General features: G+C 63.8%; 14 protein-coding genes. 8 read left to right on the top strand and 6 right to left on the bottom strand.

Going from position 1 to position 15072, the window contains the following annotated elements; translation table 11 throughout:
* Positions 1-27: 27 nt before the first annotated feature.
* Both VGK27_03145 and VGK27_03140 read left to right on the top strand, forming a co-directional pair.
* Positions 28-1599 carry an NADH-quinone oxidoreductase subunit M gene (locus tag VGK27_03145; protein ID HEY3489102.1) on the top strand — a complete coding sequence of 524 codons (1572 nt, stop codon included), beginning with the start codon at positions 28-30 and terminating at the stop codon, positions 1597-1599.
* Positions 1600-1608: 9 nt separating this feature from the next.
* A complete protein-coding gene (locus tag VGK27_03140; protein HEY3489101.1) occupies positions 1609-3084 on the top strand; it encodes an NADH-quinone oxidoreductase subunit N in 1476 nt (491 codons plus the stop codon).
* A 190-nt stretch (positions 3085-3274) separates the two neighbouring features.
* Here VGK27_03140 and VGK27_03135 read toward each other — a convergent pair whose 3' ends face one another.
* Positions 3275-3730, bottom strand: coding sequence for a hypothetical protein (locus VGK27_03135; GenBank protein HEY3489100.1), 456 nt, complete (start codon positions 3728-3730; stop codon positions 3275-3277).
* Positions 3731-3759: 29 nt separating this feature from the next.
* Here VGK27_03135 and VGK27_03130 point away from each other — a divergent pair, with 29 nt between their 5' ends.
* The gene (locus VGK27_03130) at positions 3760-4965 is read left to right on the top strand and encodes a rhomboid family intramembrane serine protease (protein HEY3489099.1); all 1206 of its coding nucleotides are present in this window, start codon (positions 3760-3762) and stop codon (positions 4963-4965) included.
* On the opposite strand, the gene selB is transcribed toward VGK27_03130, so the two are convergent.
* Complete coding sequence (gene selB, locus VGK27_03125) at positions 4962-6893, bottom strand: selenocysteine-specific translation elongation factor (GenBank protein ID HEY3489098.1); 1932 nt, start codon at positions 6891-6893, stop codon at positions 4962-4964. The two genes, VGK27_03130 and selB, sit on opposite strands and share 4 nt — an antisense overlap.
* Before the next feature lie 37 nt (positions 6894-6930).
* Between selB and VGK27_03120 the strand changes: the two genes are divergently transcribed.
* Positions 6931-7716 carry a Smr/MutS family protein gene (locus tag VGK27_03120; protein ID HEY3489097.1) on the top strand — a complete coding sequence of 262 codons (786 nt, stop codon included), beginning with the start codon at positions 6931-6933 and terminating at the stop codon, positions 7714-7716.
* On the opposite strand, the gene VGK27_03115 is transcribed toward VGK27_03120, so the two are convergent.
* The gene (locus VGK27_03115; GenBank protein ID HEY3489096.1) at positions 7676-8842 is read right to left on the bottom strand and encodes an acyl-CoA dehydrogenase family protein; all 1167 of its coding nucleotides are present in this window, start codon (positions 8840-8842) and stop codon (positions 7676-7678) included. The genes VGK27_03120 and VGK27_03115 overlap by 41 nt on opposite strands.
* Before the next feature lie 76 nt (positions 8843-8918).
* Here VGK27_03115 and VGK27_03110 point away from each other — a divergent pair, with 76 nt between their 5' ends.
* Both VGK27_03110 and VGK27_03105 read left to right on the top strand, forming a co-directional pair.
* Positions 8919-10265: an acetyl ornithine aminotransferase family protein gene (locus tag VGK27_03110; protein ID HEY3489095.1), complete on the top strand. Its 1347-nt coding sequence runs from the start codon at positions 8919-8921 to the stop codon at positions 10263-10265.
* Positions 10243-11745: an aldehyde dehydrogenase family protein gene (locus VGK27_03105; GenBank protein HEY3489094.1), complete on the top strand. Its 1503-nt coding sequence runs from the start codon at positions 10243-10245 to the stop codon at positions 11743-11745. Before VGK27_03110 ends, VGK27_03105 begins: the two co-directional genes overlap by 23 nt.
* Before the next feature lie 89 nt (positions 11746-11834).
* On the opposite strand, the gene VGK27_03100 is transcribed toward VGK27_03105, so the two are convergent.
* From VGK27_03100 to VGK27_03090, 3 genes are all read right to left on the bottom strand, one after another.
* Positions 11835-12380 carry a CHRD domain-containing protein gene (locus VGK27_03100; GenBank protein ID HEY3489093.1) on the bottom strand — a complete coding sequence of 182 codons (546 nt, stop codon included), beginning with the start codon at positions 12378-12380 and terminating at the stop codon, positions 11835-11837.
* A 101-nt stretch (positions 12381-12481) separates the two neighbouring features.
* Positions 12482-13276: a hypothetical protein gene (locus VGK27_03095; GenBank protein HEY3489092.1), complete on the bottom strand. Its 795-nt coding sequence runs from the start codon at positions 13274-13276 to the stop codon at positions 12482-12484.
* Entirely contained in the window at positions 13261-13527 is a 267-nt protein-coding gene (locus tag VGK27_03090; GenBank protein HEY3489091.1) for a hypothetical protein, read from the bottom strand. The genes VGK27_03095 and VGK27_03090 overlap by 16 nt, the downstream gene beginning before the upstream one ends.
* A gap of 215 nt (positions 13528-13742) precedes the next feature.
* Between VGK27_03090 and VGK27_03085 the strand changes: the two genes are divergently transcribed.
* Complete coding sequence (locus VGK27_03085; GenBank protein HEY3489090.1) at positions 13743-14621, top strand: NmrA/HSCARG family protein; 879 nt, start codon at positions 13743-13745, stop codon at positions 14619-14621.
* Between the two features lie 115 nt (positions 14622-14736).
* Positions 14737-15063 carry a hypothetical protein gene (locus tag VGK27_03080; protein ID HEY3489089.1) on the top strand — a complete coding sequence of 109 codons (327 nt, stop codon included), beginning with the start codon at positions 14737-14739 and terminating at the stop codon, positions 15061-15063.
* Positions 15064-15072 lie beyond the last annotated feature (9 nt).

Here is a 15072-nt window from a genome sequence, read left to right as displayed (position 1 = left end):
CATGGAAGTCTTCCGGAGCATAAACCGATGACGGGAAGTCCGAACCTGATGGCGAATATTCTGACGATACTGATCTTCCTTCCGCTGGCGGGGGCGTTCGTCCTCTTTTTCCTGCCCCGTGAGAACGGACGCGCGATCAAGCACGTCACTTTCGTGGTGACGCTGGTCGAGTTTCTTCTCTCGCTGCCGGTGCTGTTCAACTTCGACGGGGCCACGGCGGCCATGCAGTTCACGCAGAAGGTCGCGTGGATTCCCCAGTTCGGCATCGGCTACAACGTCGGGGTCGACGGCATCTCCCTGTGGCTTCTCATGCTGACCACCTTCATCATGCCGATCGCCGTGCTATCAACCTACGCGGCCGTCGAGAAGCACGTGAAGGAGTTCATGATCTTCATGCTGGTGCTTGAAGTCGGCATGGTCGGCGTTTTCCTGGCGATCGACCTGTTCCTCTTCTACATCTTCTGGGAGCTCGTGCTCATCCCGATGTACTTCCTCATCGGCGTGTGGGGCGGCGAGCGGCGGATCTATGCCGCGGTCAAGTTCTTCATTTACACGTTTGCCGGCTCCGTGCTCATGCTGGTCGCGATCATGGCGCTCTACTTCTACAACTACAAGGTGACGGGGGTCTACACGACCGAGATCTCGGCCCTCTACAATCTGAACCTGCCGGTCAAGATGCAGTTCTGGATGTTCCTGGCGTTCGGGCTGGCTTTCGCCTTCAAGGTGCCGATGTTCCCGTTCCACACCTGGCTTCCCGACGCCCACGTCGAGGCGCCAACCTCCGGATCGGTCATCCTGGCGGCTGTTCTCCTGAAGATGGGCACCTACGGATTCCTTCGGCTCGCGATGCCGCTCTTCCCCGTCGCCACATTCGACCTGATGCCGCTGATCACGGTTCTGGCCGTCATCGGCATCATCTATGGTGCGCTGGTCGCAATGGTCCAGAAAGACATCAAGAAACTGGTCGCCTACTCGTCGGTCTCGCACCTGGGCTTCGTCATGCTGGGGTTGTTCGCGCTTAACCTGCAAGGCATCGAAGGCGGCATCCTTCAGATGATAAACCACGGCGTCTCCACCGGCGCCCTGTTCCTCGGCGTCGGCATCATCTACGAGAGGTCGCACACGCGCCAGATCTCCGACTTCGGCGGGATCGCCAAGATCGTCCCGTTGTTCACGCTGACGTTCATGCTCGTCACGTTCTCGTCCATCGGCCTTCCGGGCCTGAACGGGTTCGTCGGCGAGTTCCTCATCATGCTCGGCGCCTTCAAGACATCGCCGATCGCGACCGTTTTTGCGACCAGCGGCGTCATCCTGGCCGCAGTCTACATGCTCTGGATGGTCCAGCGTGTCCTGTTCGGGAAGCTGACCAACGCCCACAAGCTTCACCTGACCGACATGAATCCGCGCGAAATCGCTTACATGGCTCCGCTCATCCTGTTCATCTTCTGGATCGGCGTCTACCCGCAGCCTTTCCTGCGCAAAATGGACGCGTCGGTCAACGCTTTCGTACAGCAGATCCATGCGAAAAGGCAGGCGGCGATTGCCTCGGCGCCCGTGGGCGAAACCTTGATGGCCCGATATTTCGACGTGAGGAAGTGAGACAAGCGGATGGCCCCGATTCCCTTCGATAATTCCCAGGTCATGCAGGGACTCGCGAGCGTCGCGCCCGAGTCCATCCTGGTGCTGACGGCCCTCGCGGTCCTCATGGCCGACCTGTTCTTCTCGGAAGACAACAAGGCGGCGCTCTGCTGGATGAGCATCGCCGGCGTCCTCGTCTCGATCGCGACCGTGGCCTCGATCGGGACGACTCTGATCGTCGGTTTCTCCGGCATGGTGACCTCCGACGGGTTCGGGATGTTCTTCTCGCTCGTGGTGCTCTCGGCCTGTGCCCTGGTGCTGCTGATGGGCACCGGCTGGTCCGAGCGGGCCGGGACGCAGAAAGGCGAGTTCTACGCGTTGATCCTGATGTCCACCGCCGGCATGCTGCTCATGGCGAAGGGGACCGACCTCATCACGATTTTCCTGGGGCTCGAAACGCTCTCCATCCCGATCTATGTCCTGGTCGGATTCCAGCGCAACCGGTGGACGGCGGTTGAAGGCTCACTCAAATACTTCCTCCTCGGCGCGTTCGGCGCCGCCTTCATGCTTTACGGCATGGCGCTGATCTACGCTTCGACCGGCACGACCAAGATTCCGGCGCTGGCCTCCCTGGCTGCCGGCGGCGGGATGGCCGGGACTCCCATGTTCGTCGGCGGGCTCGGATTGCTGCTGGTCGGGTTCGCCTTCAAGGTTTCGCTGGCGCCGTTCCACATGTGGACGCCCGACGCCTACGAAGGGGCCCCCACCCTGGTCACGGCGTTCATGTCGGCGGCCGTCAAGGCCGCGGGCTTCGCCGCGCTTATCCGTGTCGGGCTCCTGCTGTTCCCCGGCGCACCGGCAGCGATCGGCCCGGTCCTCTGGATACTTGCGGTATTGACGATGACGGTGGGCAACCTCACCGCTCTCCGCCAGGACAACGTCAAGCGCATCCTCGCCTATTCCTCCATCGCCCACGCGGGCTACATTCTCGTCGGTCTCGTGGCGGGCGACGTATTGGGCGGCCAGGCGTCGCTTTTCTACCTGCTCACCTATTCGTTCATGAACATCGGCGCGTTCGGTGTGCTGATGCTGATCGCCCAGAAGGAAGACGAAGGGTACGACATCGGGGCACTTCGGGGGATCGGGTTCAAGTACCCCGTCCTGGGTGCGCTTCTCACCCTGTTCCTGATCTCCCTGGCGGGCATTCCTCCGACCGGCGGATTCGTAGGCAAGTTCTACCTGTTCAGTGCGGCCGTCAAGAACGGCTATATCTGGCTGGCGGTTATCGGTGTTCTCAACAGCGCGGTCTCGGTCTATTACTACCTGCGCATCGTCGTCTACATGTATTTCATGCCCGAAGAAGGGGAGGTTGTCGTCCCGCACACGCCCCCGATGAGCTACGCGCTTGCGCTTTGCGCCTGTGCGGCGGCGGTGCTTGTGCTCGGCCTGCTCCCCGGGTCGGTGCTTGCACTGGCCGAGCAATCGGTGCTTTCCCTGCTGATGTAGGCGAGAATTCCTTGACCGGTCAATGCGTGGCCCCGGAAGGCGATCTTCCGGGGCCATTTTCATTTGCGCCGGAACCGGATCGGAAACAGGCGCGGGACGCATCGCTGATAACGGCGATAGGCATCTCCAAATTCCGTGACGAGCCGCGATTCCTCATGGAAAGAGCCCACGTAGAAATAGAGGATGGCCATCACCGTCGAGACGGCGGAAACGAGCGTCTGGTCCGGCTGGAAGACCAAAATCGTCGCGCAACCGAGGTAGAGCGGATGACGGACCAGCCGGTAGGTCCTGTCTGTCGAGAGCCGGGGGGGCCCAGGACTGAACGGACACCGAGGAAGTCGAGGATGGACAGCGGGGTCCTGAGCAGGAAAACAAGGGCGCCCAGCTGGACCAGGCGGAGGGCGGCCCGCGGGAAACCGGTCAAGGAATAGAGGGAACGGTCGTGCAACGTCCGAAGATAGGCGATGAGCGTCAGGAAGGTCCCGATCGACACGAACGTGTAGGCCAGGCGGTGCCAAGCGTCGAAACGGCGCTTACCAAAAACATTTCGGCAACCGATCTGAAACCGGTCCGTGATCGTCAGGCTGTGGACGATCGCGAAAAGCGCCCAGGCCGAAGCGATGGCAATGGCTTCCCGTATCATCATGATCTCCCGATTCGAGGTCCGGATTCCCGATGACCCATGATCCTACGATGCGTTGCCCGATCTGCAGGATTTCCTCGATGGAGAAGATCGTCTCCGGGGGGAAGGAGGTCGACGGCTGCACGACTTGCGGCGCCTTTTGGTTCGACCTGGGCGAGATCTCCGAATTGACCGAGGGACGGATCACCCCCACGGCTGTCGATCCCTCGCCGGAAGCGAAGCTCCCTTCCGTCGCGGATGGGCGGGACCGAGCCGAGACGCGTCCGATGGCCCGGATGCATCGGCTGGCCGCGACCCTGATGTGCCCAAGATGCGGGAGGGCCCTTTCCGCCCTCGATTTCCAGGCGACCGGCGTTCCCGTTGTCTTCTGCCGGGATTGTTCCGGCATCCTCGTCCCTTCGGCTTCCGCGGTCAAACTAGCCGAACGGTTCCGGTTTATTCGTGACCATGCGCAATTGTACGCGGACCTGGGCGCGTCGATGGCAGACGAGGTCCGAAAGCGGTTCGACTTCGGAAGCGTGGGCGGCAGGATTCCGTATCGATACGGGGCGCTGCAGATCCCTCTCCCAATCGTGGTTCCGCTATCGGCGGGAATTCGCGGAACGCGCTCCTTCCCGCTGGCGACCGGAGCGCTCATCCTGTTGCCCTTCATGCTATACCTGTTTTCGCATCTCGGCGGGGAGTCCGTTCGATGGGTGGATGCCCGAGTCTCGTTGATTTCGGGAGCGGGGTTCGTCCCCGGGGCGTACTGGAGCTTGTTGGCCTACGCCTTCCTGCCTGGCGCGCTTCTGCCACTCTTGGGCGGCGGCCTGTTCCTCGCGATTCTGGGACCGCAACTGGAAGAACGGCTGGGGATATGGCCATTCCTGGGGTGCTTTGCGCTTTCGGGGATATCGGCGGGAATCGTGCACTTGGTACTGGGGCGGGTCGGAGCCCCCTCGGCGCTCGGATCGGCAGGTGCCGTTGCGGGGGTGTTGGGCTCTTACCTGGTCTTTTTTCCGAACGTCCCGATCCGGATGTACGGCATGGGGCGCGTCATGAGCGTGCCGGCCTACCTGTTTGCCTGCATCTGGATCGTGGCCCTGCTCGTCAATGACTACGGGATGGGGGGACTTGGAGGGTGGGTGCGCGGATTCCTCAACCCGTTCCCGCTTTCGATCTGGGGGAGTCTGGCCGGCTTCGGGTCCGGGGCGCTTTATGCCCTCGCCATCCGGGGGAAAGAAGAAGGTGTAATCTAGCCGTTACCTGTTTTGCGAAGGACCCGCTTGTCTCCTACCCGCAAGGTCACCTTGGTCAGGTCGAAATGCTCGATCAGTGGGATGACATATTTCCGGGACAGGCCGGCCATCTCCTTGAACTCCGGGACGGTGATTTCCCCGTGGGACGCAAGGTAGTCGATCAGGCGCCCCTTCAGCGCGTCCACGGAACCCGGATCGAAGTAGAGCTCCTTGACCTTCAGGATCTTCCTTTCCCGAACCAACCCCTCGAGCGTTTTTTCGAACAGCCTGGGATCCAGAGGCCGCGCGGTGGCGTCGGCCAGCTCCCGGTTGGAGAGGCCGGCCAAGCCGGCCTGCACGACCGTCCGGACCATCGATTCGGCCAGCGGAGACGTTAACTCGACCGAACGGGGGCGTTTATCCGGTAAATAAACCAAGTCGCCCTGTCGCTCTGCCCTGGGATCGCCTGCGATGGCCAGAATCGACAGCTCAGGATCGAGCACCCTGGCTGTGGCAGAGGCGATTTCCTCGATCGGGAATCCGGCCCTTTCCGGGAAGCGTTCGTGGAGCCCCGAGAGCGCCTCCAGCAACAGGCTTCGGATTTCAAGGACCGCTACATGATGCCAGAAACGATAGCCGTTCGCTTGTTTGAGCCTGACAACTTGACCGGAGGCCACCAGGCGGTCCAACGTTTTCCGGGCAACAGGGTTGCTCACGCCGGCAACGGCGCAAAGACGGCGTTCGTCGGTCCCGTCGAGGCTCGCGTCGGAGAGCGCCGCTAGAATCCTCTCCGTGGAATCCGTCGAGCCTAGACCGTTGAGAGCGAGGGGGATCGATCGCCCCGCACCCCTGCGCCGGGGAGGGTGCGGGTGGAGCACCACGCCGCCGCCGAGCGTGTATCCGAAGTTTTCGAGTGGCGCAAAGCCGCGCAAAATGAAACGATCGCCGCCCATCAGTATGAACGGGTCTGAAAAATCAATACGCGCCACGGACGACTCCCCGGGGGGCAGTTCGGTTCGGCCATACAGGAACACTCGCCCCGGCGTCGAGGCGGTCCCGGAGTGAAAAGTAACCCGTTCGCGGGATTTCATGGGCCTTGCCGCCAGTTGCAGATATTCGATCTTCGCCTCGACCGAACGGGTGGGTTGGAAGTCGCCCGGTCGACACAGGACGGCGCCGCGCGGAGCGTTTTCCCGATCGATCCCCTGGAGATTGACCGCGGCCCGGTTCCCGGCCTCGGCCTGCTCGGCCGGCGTTCCGTGGACCTGCAATCCCCGGATGCGGGCGGTCGGCCCGCCGGGCTGGATGGACACCTCTTCCCCGGTCCGGATCGATCCGCCGGTCACGGTTCCCGTCACGACGGTTCCGAACCCCTTGATCGTGAAGGAGCGGTCGATCGGCAACCGGAACGGCAGGAGCGGATCTTTTCCGGGTATGGTGGCGGCAAGCCGGTCGATCGCGGCGGCCAGCTCCGGGATGCCCTGACCCGTCAGCGCGGAAACGTGCAGAACGGGTGCATCTTCCAGGAATGTGCCCCGCACGAAAGCGCGTACTTCCTCTTCCTGGAGCTGCGCCCATTCGTCGTCGACCCGGTCGCGCTTGTTGAGGACGACGATTCCGTGCCGGATCGAGAGAAGGCGGCAGATGTCGAGGTGCTCCCGCGTCTGCGGCTTGACCCCCTCGTCGACGCCGATAACGAGAAGGACGATGTCGATGCCCGCCGCCCCGGCGACCATCGTGCGGACGAACCGCTCGTGCCCCGGCACGTCGACGATCCCGGCCAGAGTCCCCGACGGGAGCAGCATGTGGGCGAAGCCGAGTTCGATCGTGATCCCACGCGCTTTCTCTTCCTTGAGGCGGTCGGGATCGACGCCGGTCAGGGCGCGGACAAGCGCGCTCTTTCCGTGGTCGATGTGGCCTGCGGTTCCGATGATGACGCGCCTGGACATGGAGGATATCTTACCGGAAGCCGACGGATACGGTAAGATGAAAGCCATGGACGATTCATTTATCGACGATGGCGTACCGCACCGCATGCCGATCGAGGACGTCATCGATCTGCACCCGTTCAGGCCTTCCGAGGTAGTGTCGGTGGTCGAGGAGTATCTGGAGGCCGCGATCGCAGCAGGATTTCACCAGGTGCGGCTGATCCACGGCAAGGGGAAGGGCATCCAGCGGCAGGCGATTGCTGCGCTCCTCGCGCGGCATCCGATGGTCGAATCGTACACCGTTGCACCGCCCGAGGCCGGCGGCTGGGGCGCGACGGTCGCCTGGCTGCGCAAGGCCGAGATGCCGGCGCGCCCGGTCGTTGCCCCGAAAGGCTGCCTGAAGGTCCTGTTCCTTTGCACGGCGAACGCCTGCCGCAGCCAGATGGCGGAAGGGTGGGCCAGGGCGTTGAAATCCGACGGCATCGAGGCCCATTCCGCCGGGGTGGCGCCTTGCTACCTCCACCCGACGGCCGTCCGGGTGATGCAGGAGGCCGGGGTCGACATCACGCATCAATACTCCAAGCACGTCGACGATCTCGACGAGAAAAGCTTCGACTTCGTGATCACCCTGTGCGATTACGCCGATGCGCAATGCCCGGTTTTCCCGGGGCACGGAGTCAGAATCCACCACCCGTTCGAGGATCCTGTCCGGGTCCGGGGGAGCGAAGACGAGGTGCTGGCCGCTTTTCGGGAGACGCGAGATCGAATCCGGGCCTTCGTCGAGGGGATGCCCGGCAACCTGGTCACTTTGTCGCGTCGATCCCCGTCAAAGACTTCCCGATGAGCAGCGTGTGGATCTCGTACGTGCCCTCGTAGGTCTCGACCGACTCAAGGTTGCAGGCGTGGCGCATCGCCTGATATTCGTCGGTGATCCCGTTGGCGCCGAGGATCCCGCGGCAGCATCGGGCGACTTCGAGCGCCCGGCGGACATTGTTTCGCTTGGCGAGCGAGACCTGCGTGTGGTGCATCCTCCCAGAGTCCTTCAAGCGGCCGAGCTTCAGGCATAAAAGCTGCGCCGCGGTGATCGCCGTGACCATGTCCGCCAGCTTTTCCTGCGTGAGCTGAAAGCCAGCGATCGGCCGGCCGAACTGCGATCGTCCCATCGCATAATCGCGCGCCTCCCCGAAGCAGGCCATCATCGCCCCGACCGCCCCCCAGGCGATGCCGTACCGCGCCTGATTCAGGCACGCCAGGGCGCTTTTCAGTCCCTCCGTGCCGGGCAAGAGACTCGTCTCCGGCAGCAGGCAGTCGTCGAAAACCAGCTCGGCGGTCACCGAGGCGCGAAGCGAGAGCTTTGTCGTCACCTCCCGCGCCGTAAATCCCGGAACACCCTTTTCCACGAGGAAGCCGCGAACGGTCCCTTCCAGTTTGGCCCATACGATCGCCAGATCGGCAATCGTTCCGTTCGTGATCCACATCTTCGACCCCGTAAGCCGGTAGCCGCCGGGAACTTTTTCCGCCCGAGTGGCCATGCCGGACGGGTCGGAGCCGTGGTCCGCCTCGGTCAGGCCGAAGCAGCCGATCGCATCCCCGGACGCAAGCGCGCGCAGCCAGCGCGTCTTCTGTTCTTCGGTTCCGAAGGTCAGGATCGGGTACATCACCAGCGCCCCCTGGACGGAGGCGCAGGAGCGAAGCCCCGAGTCGCCCCGTTCGAGCTCCTGCATGATGAGCCCGTAGGCGACGTTGCTTGCGGCGGGAAGGCCGTATCCGGAAAGGTTCGTACCGAAGAGCCCTAGAGCGCCCATCTTCGGGATGAGGTCGAGGGGGAAAGTGCCCGCGCGATAATGCTCCCGAATGACCGGCAGGAACTCCCGATCGACGAAGCGGCGGACCGTGTCTCGCGCCATCCGCTCCTCATCTGTGAGGTCGAGGTCGATTTCGTAAAAGTCCACGCCCTGGAAAGGGGACATGACGCCTCCTTAAAATGTTGACTACGATATACTTTACCCGACTTCCGCATGAACGTCGCAATGAGGAGCGTGCCCGATGATCGATGCGCCGAAGATCTCAGTCCCGCCGCCGGGTCCGAAAGCCGCCGAGCTGATCGCCCGGGATGACCGCTTCCTTTCTCCATCGTACACGCGTCCCTACCCGCTGGTCGCGGTCCGCGGCCGCGGCGTCGCCGTCTTCGATCCCGACGGGAACGCCTTCCTCGATTTCACCGCGGGACTGGCGGTCTGCGCAACGGGCCATTGCCACCCGAAGGTCGTCGACGCGATCGCGGCACAGTCCCGGGAACTGCTGCACATGTCGGGGACCGATTTCCATAACGCCCCGGCGCCGCTTCTCGCCGAGCGGCTCGCCGGGCTTTGCCCCGGCGACGGCGAAAAAAAGGTCTATTTCGGCAACTCGGGCGCGGAAGGCATCGAGGCGGCGATCAAGCTTGCGCGGCACCACACCGGGCGCCAGCACATCGTCGCCTTCTACGGCGGCTTCCACGGACGAACCCTGGGCGCGCTCTCCCTGACGGCATCGAAGACGATCCACCGCCGCGGCTTCGCCCCGCTGGTTCCCGGCGTCGTCCATGCCCCCTATGCAGACTGTTACCGATGCCCGTTCGGCAGGTTGCCGGAGTCTTGCGATGCCGAGTGCGCCGGCTGGATCGAGGAGAAGATCTTCCGCCACGAGGTGTCGCCCGAGGAGACGGCGGCCATCGTCCTCGAGCCGATCCAGGGCGAAGGGGGATACATCGTGCCCCCGGACCGCTTCCTGCGGCGGGTCGAGCAGATTTGCCGGAAGCACGGCATCCTGCTCGTGGCCGACGAGGTGCAGTCGGGAATGGGTCGCACCGGGAAGATGCTGGCCGCATCGCACGCCGGAATCAGGCCCGACATCGTCGTCCTGGCCAAGGGGATCGCATCGGGGCTGCCGCTCTCCGCGACGATTGCGCCGGCATCGATCATGGACTGGCCTCCGGGCGCCCATGCCTCCACGTTCGGCGGCAATCCCGTCGCTTGCGCCGCCGCACTGGCGACGCTCGACCTGTTGGAAGGCGGGCTGATCGAAAACGCGGCCGCGATGGGACGATGCCTGATCGACGGATTGTGCATCTTAAAAAGCGAGCATGAGGCGATCGGGGATGTTCGCGGCCGCGGCCTGATGATCGGGGTCGAGTTGGTGCTGGATCGAAAAACGAAGGTGAGGGCGGTCTCCGGACGCAACCGGGTGGTTCGGCGCTGCTTCGAAAAGGGGTTGCTCGTCCTGCCTGCCGGCGAGAACACGATCCGCTTCTCCCCGCCCCTCGTGCTCCGGAGGCCGCAGGTCGATGCGGCGCTGTCGATCTTCGAGACGGCATTGCGGGAGGTGCGCGATGAAGGCTGGGATCGTTCCTGAAGCATTTCGCAACTTCATCGACGGGGTGTGGGTCGATGCGGAGTCCGGCGCCACGTTCGAGGACATCGACCCGGCCACGGGGGAGGTCGTCGGGACCTTTCCGCGGTCCGGTCCGGCGGATGTCCAGAAGGCCGTAGCCGCGGCCCGGGCGGCTTTCCCGGCGTGGAAGCGGACGCCGGCCCCGGCGCGCGGCGAAATCCTCCTGCGCGCCGAGGCGATGCTCCGGGCGGAGAAGGAGGCGCTGTCGCGCCTCATGACGCGCGAGATGGGAAAGGTGCTCAAGGAAGCACGGGGCGATGTCCAGGAAGGGATCGACACGGCGCTCTACCAGGCCTCCGAGGGGCGTCGACTCTTCGGCATCACGACGCCTTCCGAGCTTCGGGACAAATTCGCGATGACCGTCCGGATGCCGGTCGGCGTGGCCGCCCTGATCACCCCATGGAATTTCCCCGTCGCGATCCCCTCCTGGAAGTTGTTCCCGGCGCTCCTTTGCGGCAATACCGTCGTCCTGAAACCTGCGTCGGACGCCCCCGCATGCGCCGCCCGTCTGGTCGCGATCCTTGCGAAGGCCGGCGTGCCGCCGGGCGTGGTCAACCTCGTCTTCGGCACCGGCGGGGAAGCCGGTACGGCGCTGGCGGCGCACCCGGAGGTGGACCTGGTCTCGTTTACCGGGTCGAGCGCGGTCGGCGCTCTGCTGGCTGAGACGGGCGCGCGGTTCGGGAAGAAGGTGTCGCTCGAGATGGGCGGCAAGAATGCCCAGATCGTGATGGAGGACGCGGACATTCCGCTCGCGGTCGAGGGGGCGCTCTGGGGCGCCTTCGGCACGACCGGGCAGCGGTGCACGGCCACAAGCCGGCTCATAGTCCACAAACCCGTCCTGAAGCCGTTCACCGACCTGCTGCTGGCCCGGGTCAAGGGGCTTCGGCTCGGGAACGGCCTCGAACCGCAGACCGACGTCGGGCCGCTCATCAACGCAGTGGCCCGGGAAAAGGTGGCGCGGTACGTCGAGATCGGCATCGGGGAGGGAGCGAAGCTCCTGACGGGCGGCGCGATCTACGAGGAGGGCGCCTGCGCCCGCGGGTTCTTCTACAAGCCGACGGTCTTCACCGACGGCGACCCGAAGATGCGGATCGCCCGCGAAGAGATCTTCGGGCCGGTCACGCTGATCCTTCCGGTGGACGATTACGCGCAGGCGGTCGAGGTGCACAACGCCACGCGATACGGGCTCTCCTCTTCGATCTTCACGCAGGACGTCAACGTCGCCTTCCGCGCCATTCGCGATCTCGAGGCGGGGATCACCTACATCAACGGGGCGACGATCGGCGCCGAGGCGCACCTGCCGTTCGGCGGCATCAAGCAGACCGGGAACGGCCACCGTGAGGGCGGTTCGGCGGCGCTCGACATCTTCAGCGAGTGGAAGACCGTCTTCGTCGATTATTCGGGGAAGCTACAGAAGGCGCAGATCGACACGGACCAGTAACTCCACGGCATTGTTTAGGAAAGGGCCCCCGGAAATCCATCCGAGGGCCCTTTTCGTCATGCCCGGATCACGAACCAAGAATGCGGTGGTCAGTAGCCTGGCGCCGATTCTCCGGATGAATCCTTCGTTTCCGGCTTCGTTGCCTTGCGGACACCCCAGAGCTCACCGCCCCCGTTCTGCTTCGTGTGGACGGCCACGCCCGCGGACCCGTGCTCGATCTTTTCGAACAGCTCCTTGACGGTCCCGCCCTTCAGCGGCCCGCCGAGCTTGTCGGCCGTGATGCTGCCTTCCGCCAGCTTCCCCGAAAACTTTCCGGGGCGCAGCGAAGGCGCGGTCCCGTTGACCGGGTCCAGCCAGGCGAGGATGGCGGCCGGCGTGCCGTCGGCCCCGACGGCGTGGACGTGCGCCATCGTGACGTTCTCGATGTTCTTGAGGTTCAGCTTGTAATGCAGCGTCTTGCCGTCCTTGCTCAGGTCGAAGACGGCGTCGCCGCCGGCGGAGGTCTTGACTCCCGGTACGGCGGGCAGTGCGACCTTGGTTTGACCCTTGTGCATCCAGTTGGCCCAGGATGCCCCTCCTGCGACGAGGGCGACCAGGGCGACGATGCCCGATAATGCCAATAAACTTTTTCGCATGACCATGTTCCTCCTTCAAGGCAGGCACGTCCCGCGCCCGTCGCCTATTTGGATGTATTCGTGCGGGATTCGGTTTTTCTCGGGAGGAAACGGGAACAGGGTCAGTCGAGGAAAAGTACCAGGCATTTTGCCGCGCCGCCGGCCTTGATGAACTCCGAAAGAGGGGTTTCCACCACCTCGTAGCCCCCGGCGGAGAGCGTCGAGCCCAGCCGCCCGCAGCCCGTATTCAGGACGATCTTTTTCCCGTCGACCACGGCGTTGCAGGCAAAGCGCATGGCATCCGGGAGAGCGACCTCGATCAGATTCGGCACATGCGCCTCGAACACCGCGCGGGCGTAGCGGTCGAAGGCCGGCGGGTGCCAGATCGCCGAATCGGGCGCCAGCGGGCAGAAGCAGGTGTCCAAGTGATAGAAGCGCGGGTCGGTCAATTCAACCGATAGCACCCGTTCCCCGAGAATATCCCCGACCATGGCGTGCGCCCGGATGTCGGTCCTGATCCGATAGCCTGCGAACAGGTTGGGGCCCGCACGAAGGAAATCGCCCTCTCCCTCGAAATGGAAATCCGCCGGCAATGGGCGGACCTCGTACCCCTGCGCCTCGAACCAGCGGCGGAAGACGGCGGACTCCCCCTGGCGTTCCTTGTGGCGAAAAACGGCCGGGATGAACAGGCCGTCTTTGACCAACCCGGCGTTCGCCGTGAACACCAGGTCGGGCAGCCCCGGTTCCGGGGGGAGTACGGAAATCGCGAATCCCAGTCGACTTTTCAGGAGATCGAAGAGCGATTCCCACTGGTGCCGGGCTTCCGATGCGTTCACGCCCCGGCTTCGCGACATCCAAGGGTTGATCTCATATTCGATTCCGAAGTGATCCGGCGGGCACATCAGGATGCGGCGCATGACGGGACGACCTTCGCGGGCCGGTCGGCACCCAGCCGGGCAAGACGGTCAAGGAGGGCCGACAGTTTTTCCGCCGAGCCGGCCGTCACCCGTAGCCGGGCGTAACTCGTATCCCGCGGACGCATGCCGATGCAAAGCGCTTCCGTTTCGGCCTCGGCGCCGGAATCGAAAATCTCGTCAAGCACCTTGGACAAGGTGAGCGAGTCGATGATGTGGCCGCGCAATTCGATGACGCCGGAAACCGAAGCCATGAAAACTCCCGATCCGAAAACGCCTTTGCCCTCTTGGCGCCCATACTTGTTTGATGGCGCCCCGAATGGAAAGATCCGGGAAACCCGGCGGGGGCCCGGACGATCTAACTCTATGTCTCGGGCCGGTCATCCGAAGCGCCGGCGGTGTACTCAGGAAACGAAACCGGATAACCGAGCGGTAAACCGCCCGGTGTGGCAATGAAGGGGAGACGGTCATGGCAGCAACAAGAGAAGGCGTGCTCGTCACGGGCATCACGGGTCAACAGGGCGGCGCGGTGGCGGACAGTCTGCTGCGACACGGGATCAAGGTCGTCGGCCTGACGCGGAACGCCGGGAAGGCGGCCGAGTGGAAGCGGCGGGGCGTCGAACTGGTCGAGGGCGACCTGTCCGACCGGAAATCGCTGGATCGGACGCTTGAGACGGTCGACAAGGCGTATCTCGTCACGACGCCGTTCGAGAAGGGCATGGATGCGGAAGTCGAGATGGGTTGCGCGTTCGTCGACGCCGCAAGGAATGCCGATATCCAGCATCTTGTGTTCAGTTCGGTCGTTTCGGCGGACCGCGGTACCGGCATCCCCCACTTCGAGACGAAGGGGCGGATCGAGGCGTACCTGAAGAAGTCCGGCGTTCCGTTCACGATCTTCCGCCCGGTCTTCTTCATGGATAACTTTCTGGCGCCCTGGATCCTGCCGGGCATTCGGGACGGGGAGGTAACGCTGGGCATCCGGGCCGACCGGCGGCTGCAGATGATCGCGGTCCGTGACATCGGGGAGTTCGTCGCCGCGGCGTTCCGGACCTCTGACTGGTACCTGCATCAGTCGATCGAGATCGCGGGCGACGAGCTGACGATCCCCGAGGCGCTATCGGTTATCTCGCGGGTGACGAAGCACGACATCCGGTACGAGGTGCTGCCGGAAGAAAGGCTGGAGTCGACGCTGGGACACGACATGGCGCTGATGTACCGCTGGTTCAACGAGGTGGGCTATTCGGTGAATATCGAGCGGTTGCGGAAGCACTGGGAGATCCCGCTGACGAATTTCCATGCGTTTGCGTCGACGGCGTCCTGGCTCGGTTCGGCGACGAAGGCGGCCTGATCGCTTTCCGGTTCGGCGCGGCGACGGAACGGTATGCATCGCGGCGAGGAAGTGTTATCTTGCCGGGGCGGCCGGTCATCGTGGTCGCGCCATCTTCCTCCCGGGGGGCGTTGCCATGGAAATCGGCCAGCGGTTGTTGTTTGTTCTGGTGATGCTGGTTCTGTTTGCCCCATTGGCCTACGCGAGCAATTTCCTGTTCGGCGAGCTGAGCCGCAGGTGGGGTGTTTTGCGTTTCATTTCCGCCCTGTCGGCATTCACCTTCGTGTCGTTCATTTTTTACGCCTGGCTGTTCTTCCGGTTCCGGATGGCCGGGTACGGGATGGTCGGCCTCGGGTTGATCTACCTTATCCTCCTTGCCCAGACGGTGGCCGGGGTCTATCGCTTCCGAAACGAATTCAGGGAAAGCCTCCGGAATACCATGAACGGGTTCCGGAAAAAGTAGTTTCGCCCC

This window comes from Candidatus Deferrimicrobiaceae bacterium, from assembly GCA_036504035.1.
Classification (GTDB): Bacteria; Desulfobacterota; Deferrimicrobia; order Deferrimicrobiales; family Deferrimicrobiaceae; genus JANXPS01.
Note: the sequence above shows the minus strand (reverse complement) of the source record. Positions and strands in the feature narration are given on the sequence as shown.

Excerpts from the sequence above, each read along its gene's own strand:
- VGK27_03095 (HEY3489092.1), bottom strand. The coding sequence starts at position 13,276 with ATGCGCCGCATCCTGATGTGCCCGCCGGATCACTTCGGAATCGAATAT.
- VGK27_03085 (HEY3489090.1), top strand. The coding sequence starts at position 13,743 with ATGGCAGCAACAAGAGAAGGCGTGCTCGTCACGGGCATCACGGGTCAA.
- VGK27_03090 (HEY3489091.1), bottom strand. The coding sequence starts at position 13,527 with ATGGCTTCGGTTTCCGGCGTCATCGAATTGCGCGGCCACATCATCGAC.
- VGK27_03140 (HEY3489101.1), top strand. The coding sequence starts at position 1,609 with ATGGCCCCGATTCCCTTCGATAATTCCCAGGTCATGCAGGGACTCGCG.
- VGK27_03105 (HEY3489094.1), top strand. The coding sequence starts at position 10,243 with ATGAAGGCTGGGATCGTTCCTGAAGCATTTCGCAACTTCATCGACGGG.
- VGK27_03130 (HEY3489099.1), top strand. The coding sequence starts at position 3,760 with ATGACCCATGATCCTACGATGCGTTGCCCGATCTGCAGGATTTCCTCG.
- VGK27_03135 (HEY3489100.1), bottom strand. The coding sequence starts at position 3,730 with ATGATGATACGGGAAGCCATTGCCATCGCTTCGGCCTGGGCGCTTTTC.
- VGK27_03080 (HEY3489089.1), top strand. The coding sequence starts at position 14,737 with ATGGAAATCGGCCAGCGGTTGTTGTTTGTTCTGGTGATGCTGGTTCTG.
- VGK27_03110 (HEY3489095.1), top strand. The coding sequence starts at position 8,919 with ATGATCGATGCGCCGAAGATCTCAGTCCCGCCGCCGGGTCCGAAAGCC.
- selB (HEY3489098.1), bottom strand. The coding sequence starts at position 6,893 with ATGTCCAGGCGCGTCATCATCGGAACCGCAGGCCACATCGACCACGGA.
- VGK27_03145 (HEY3489102.1), top strand. The coding sequence starts at position 28 with ATGACGGGAAGTCCGAACCTGATGGCGAATATTCTGACGATACTGATC.
- VGK27_03115 (HEY3489096.1), bottom strand. The coding sequence starts at position 8,842 with ATGTCCCCTTTCCAGGGCGTGGACTTTTACGAAATCGACCTCGACCTC.
- VGK27_03120 (HEY3489097.1), top strand. The coding sequence starts at position 6,931 with ATGAAAGCCATGGACGATTCATTTATCGACGATGGCGTACCGCACCGC.
- VGK27_03100 (HEY3489093.1), bottom strand. The coding sequence starts at position 12,380 with ATGCGAAAAAGTTTATTGGCATTATCGGGCATCGTCGCCCTGGTCGCC.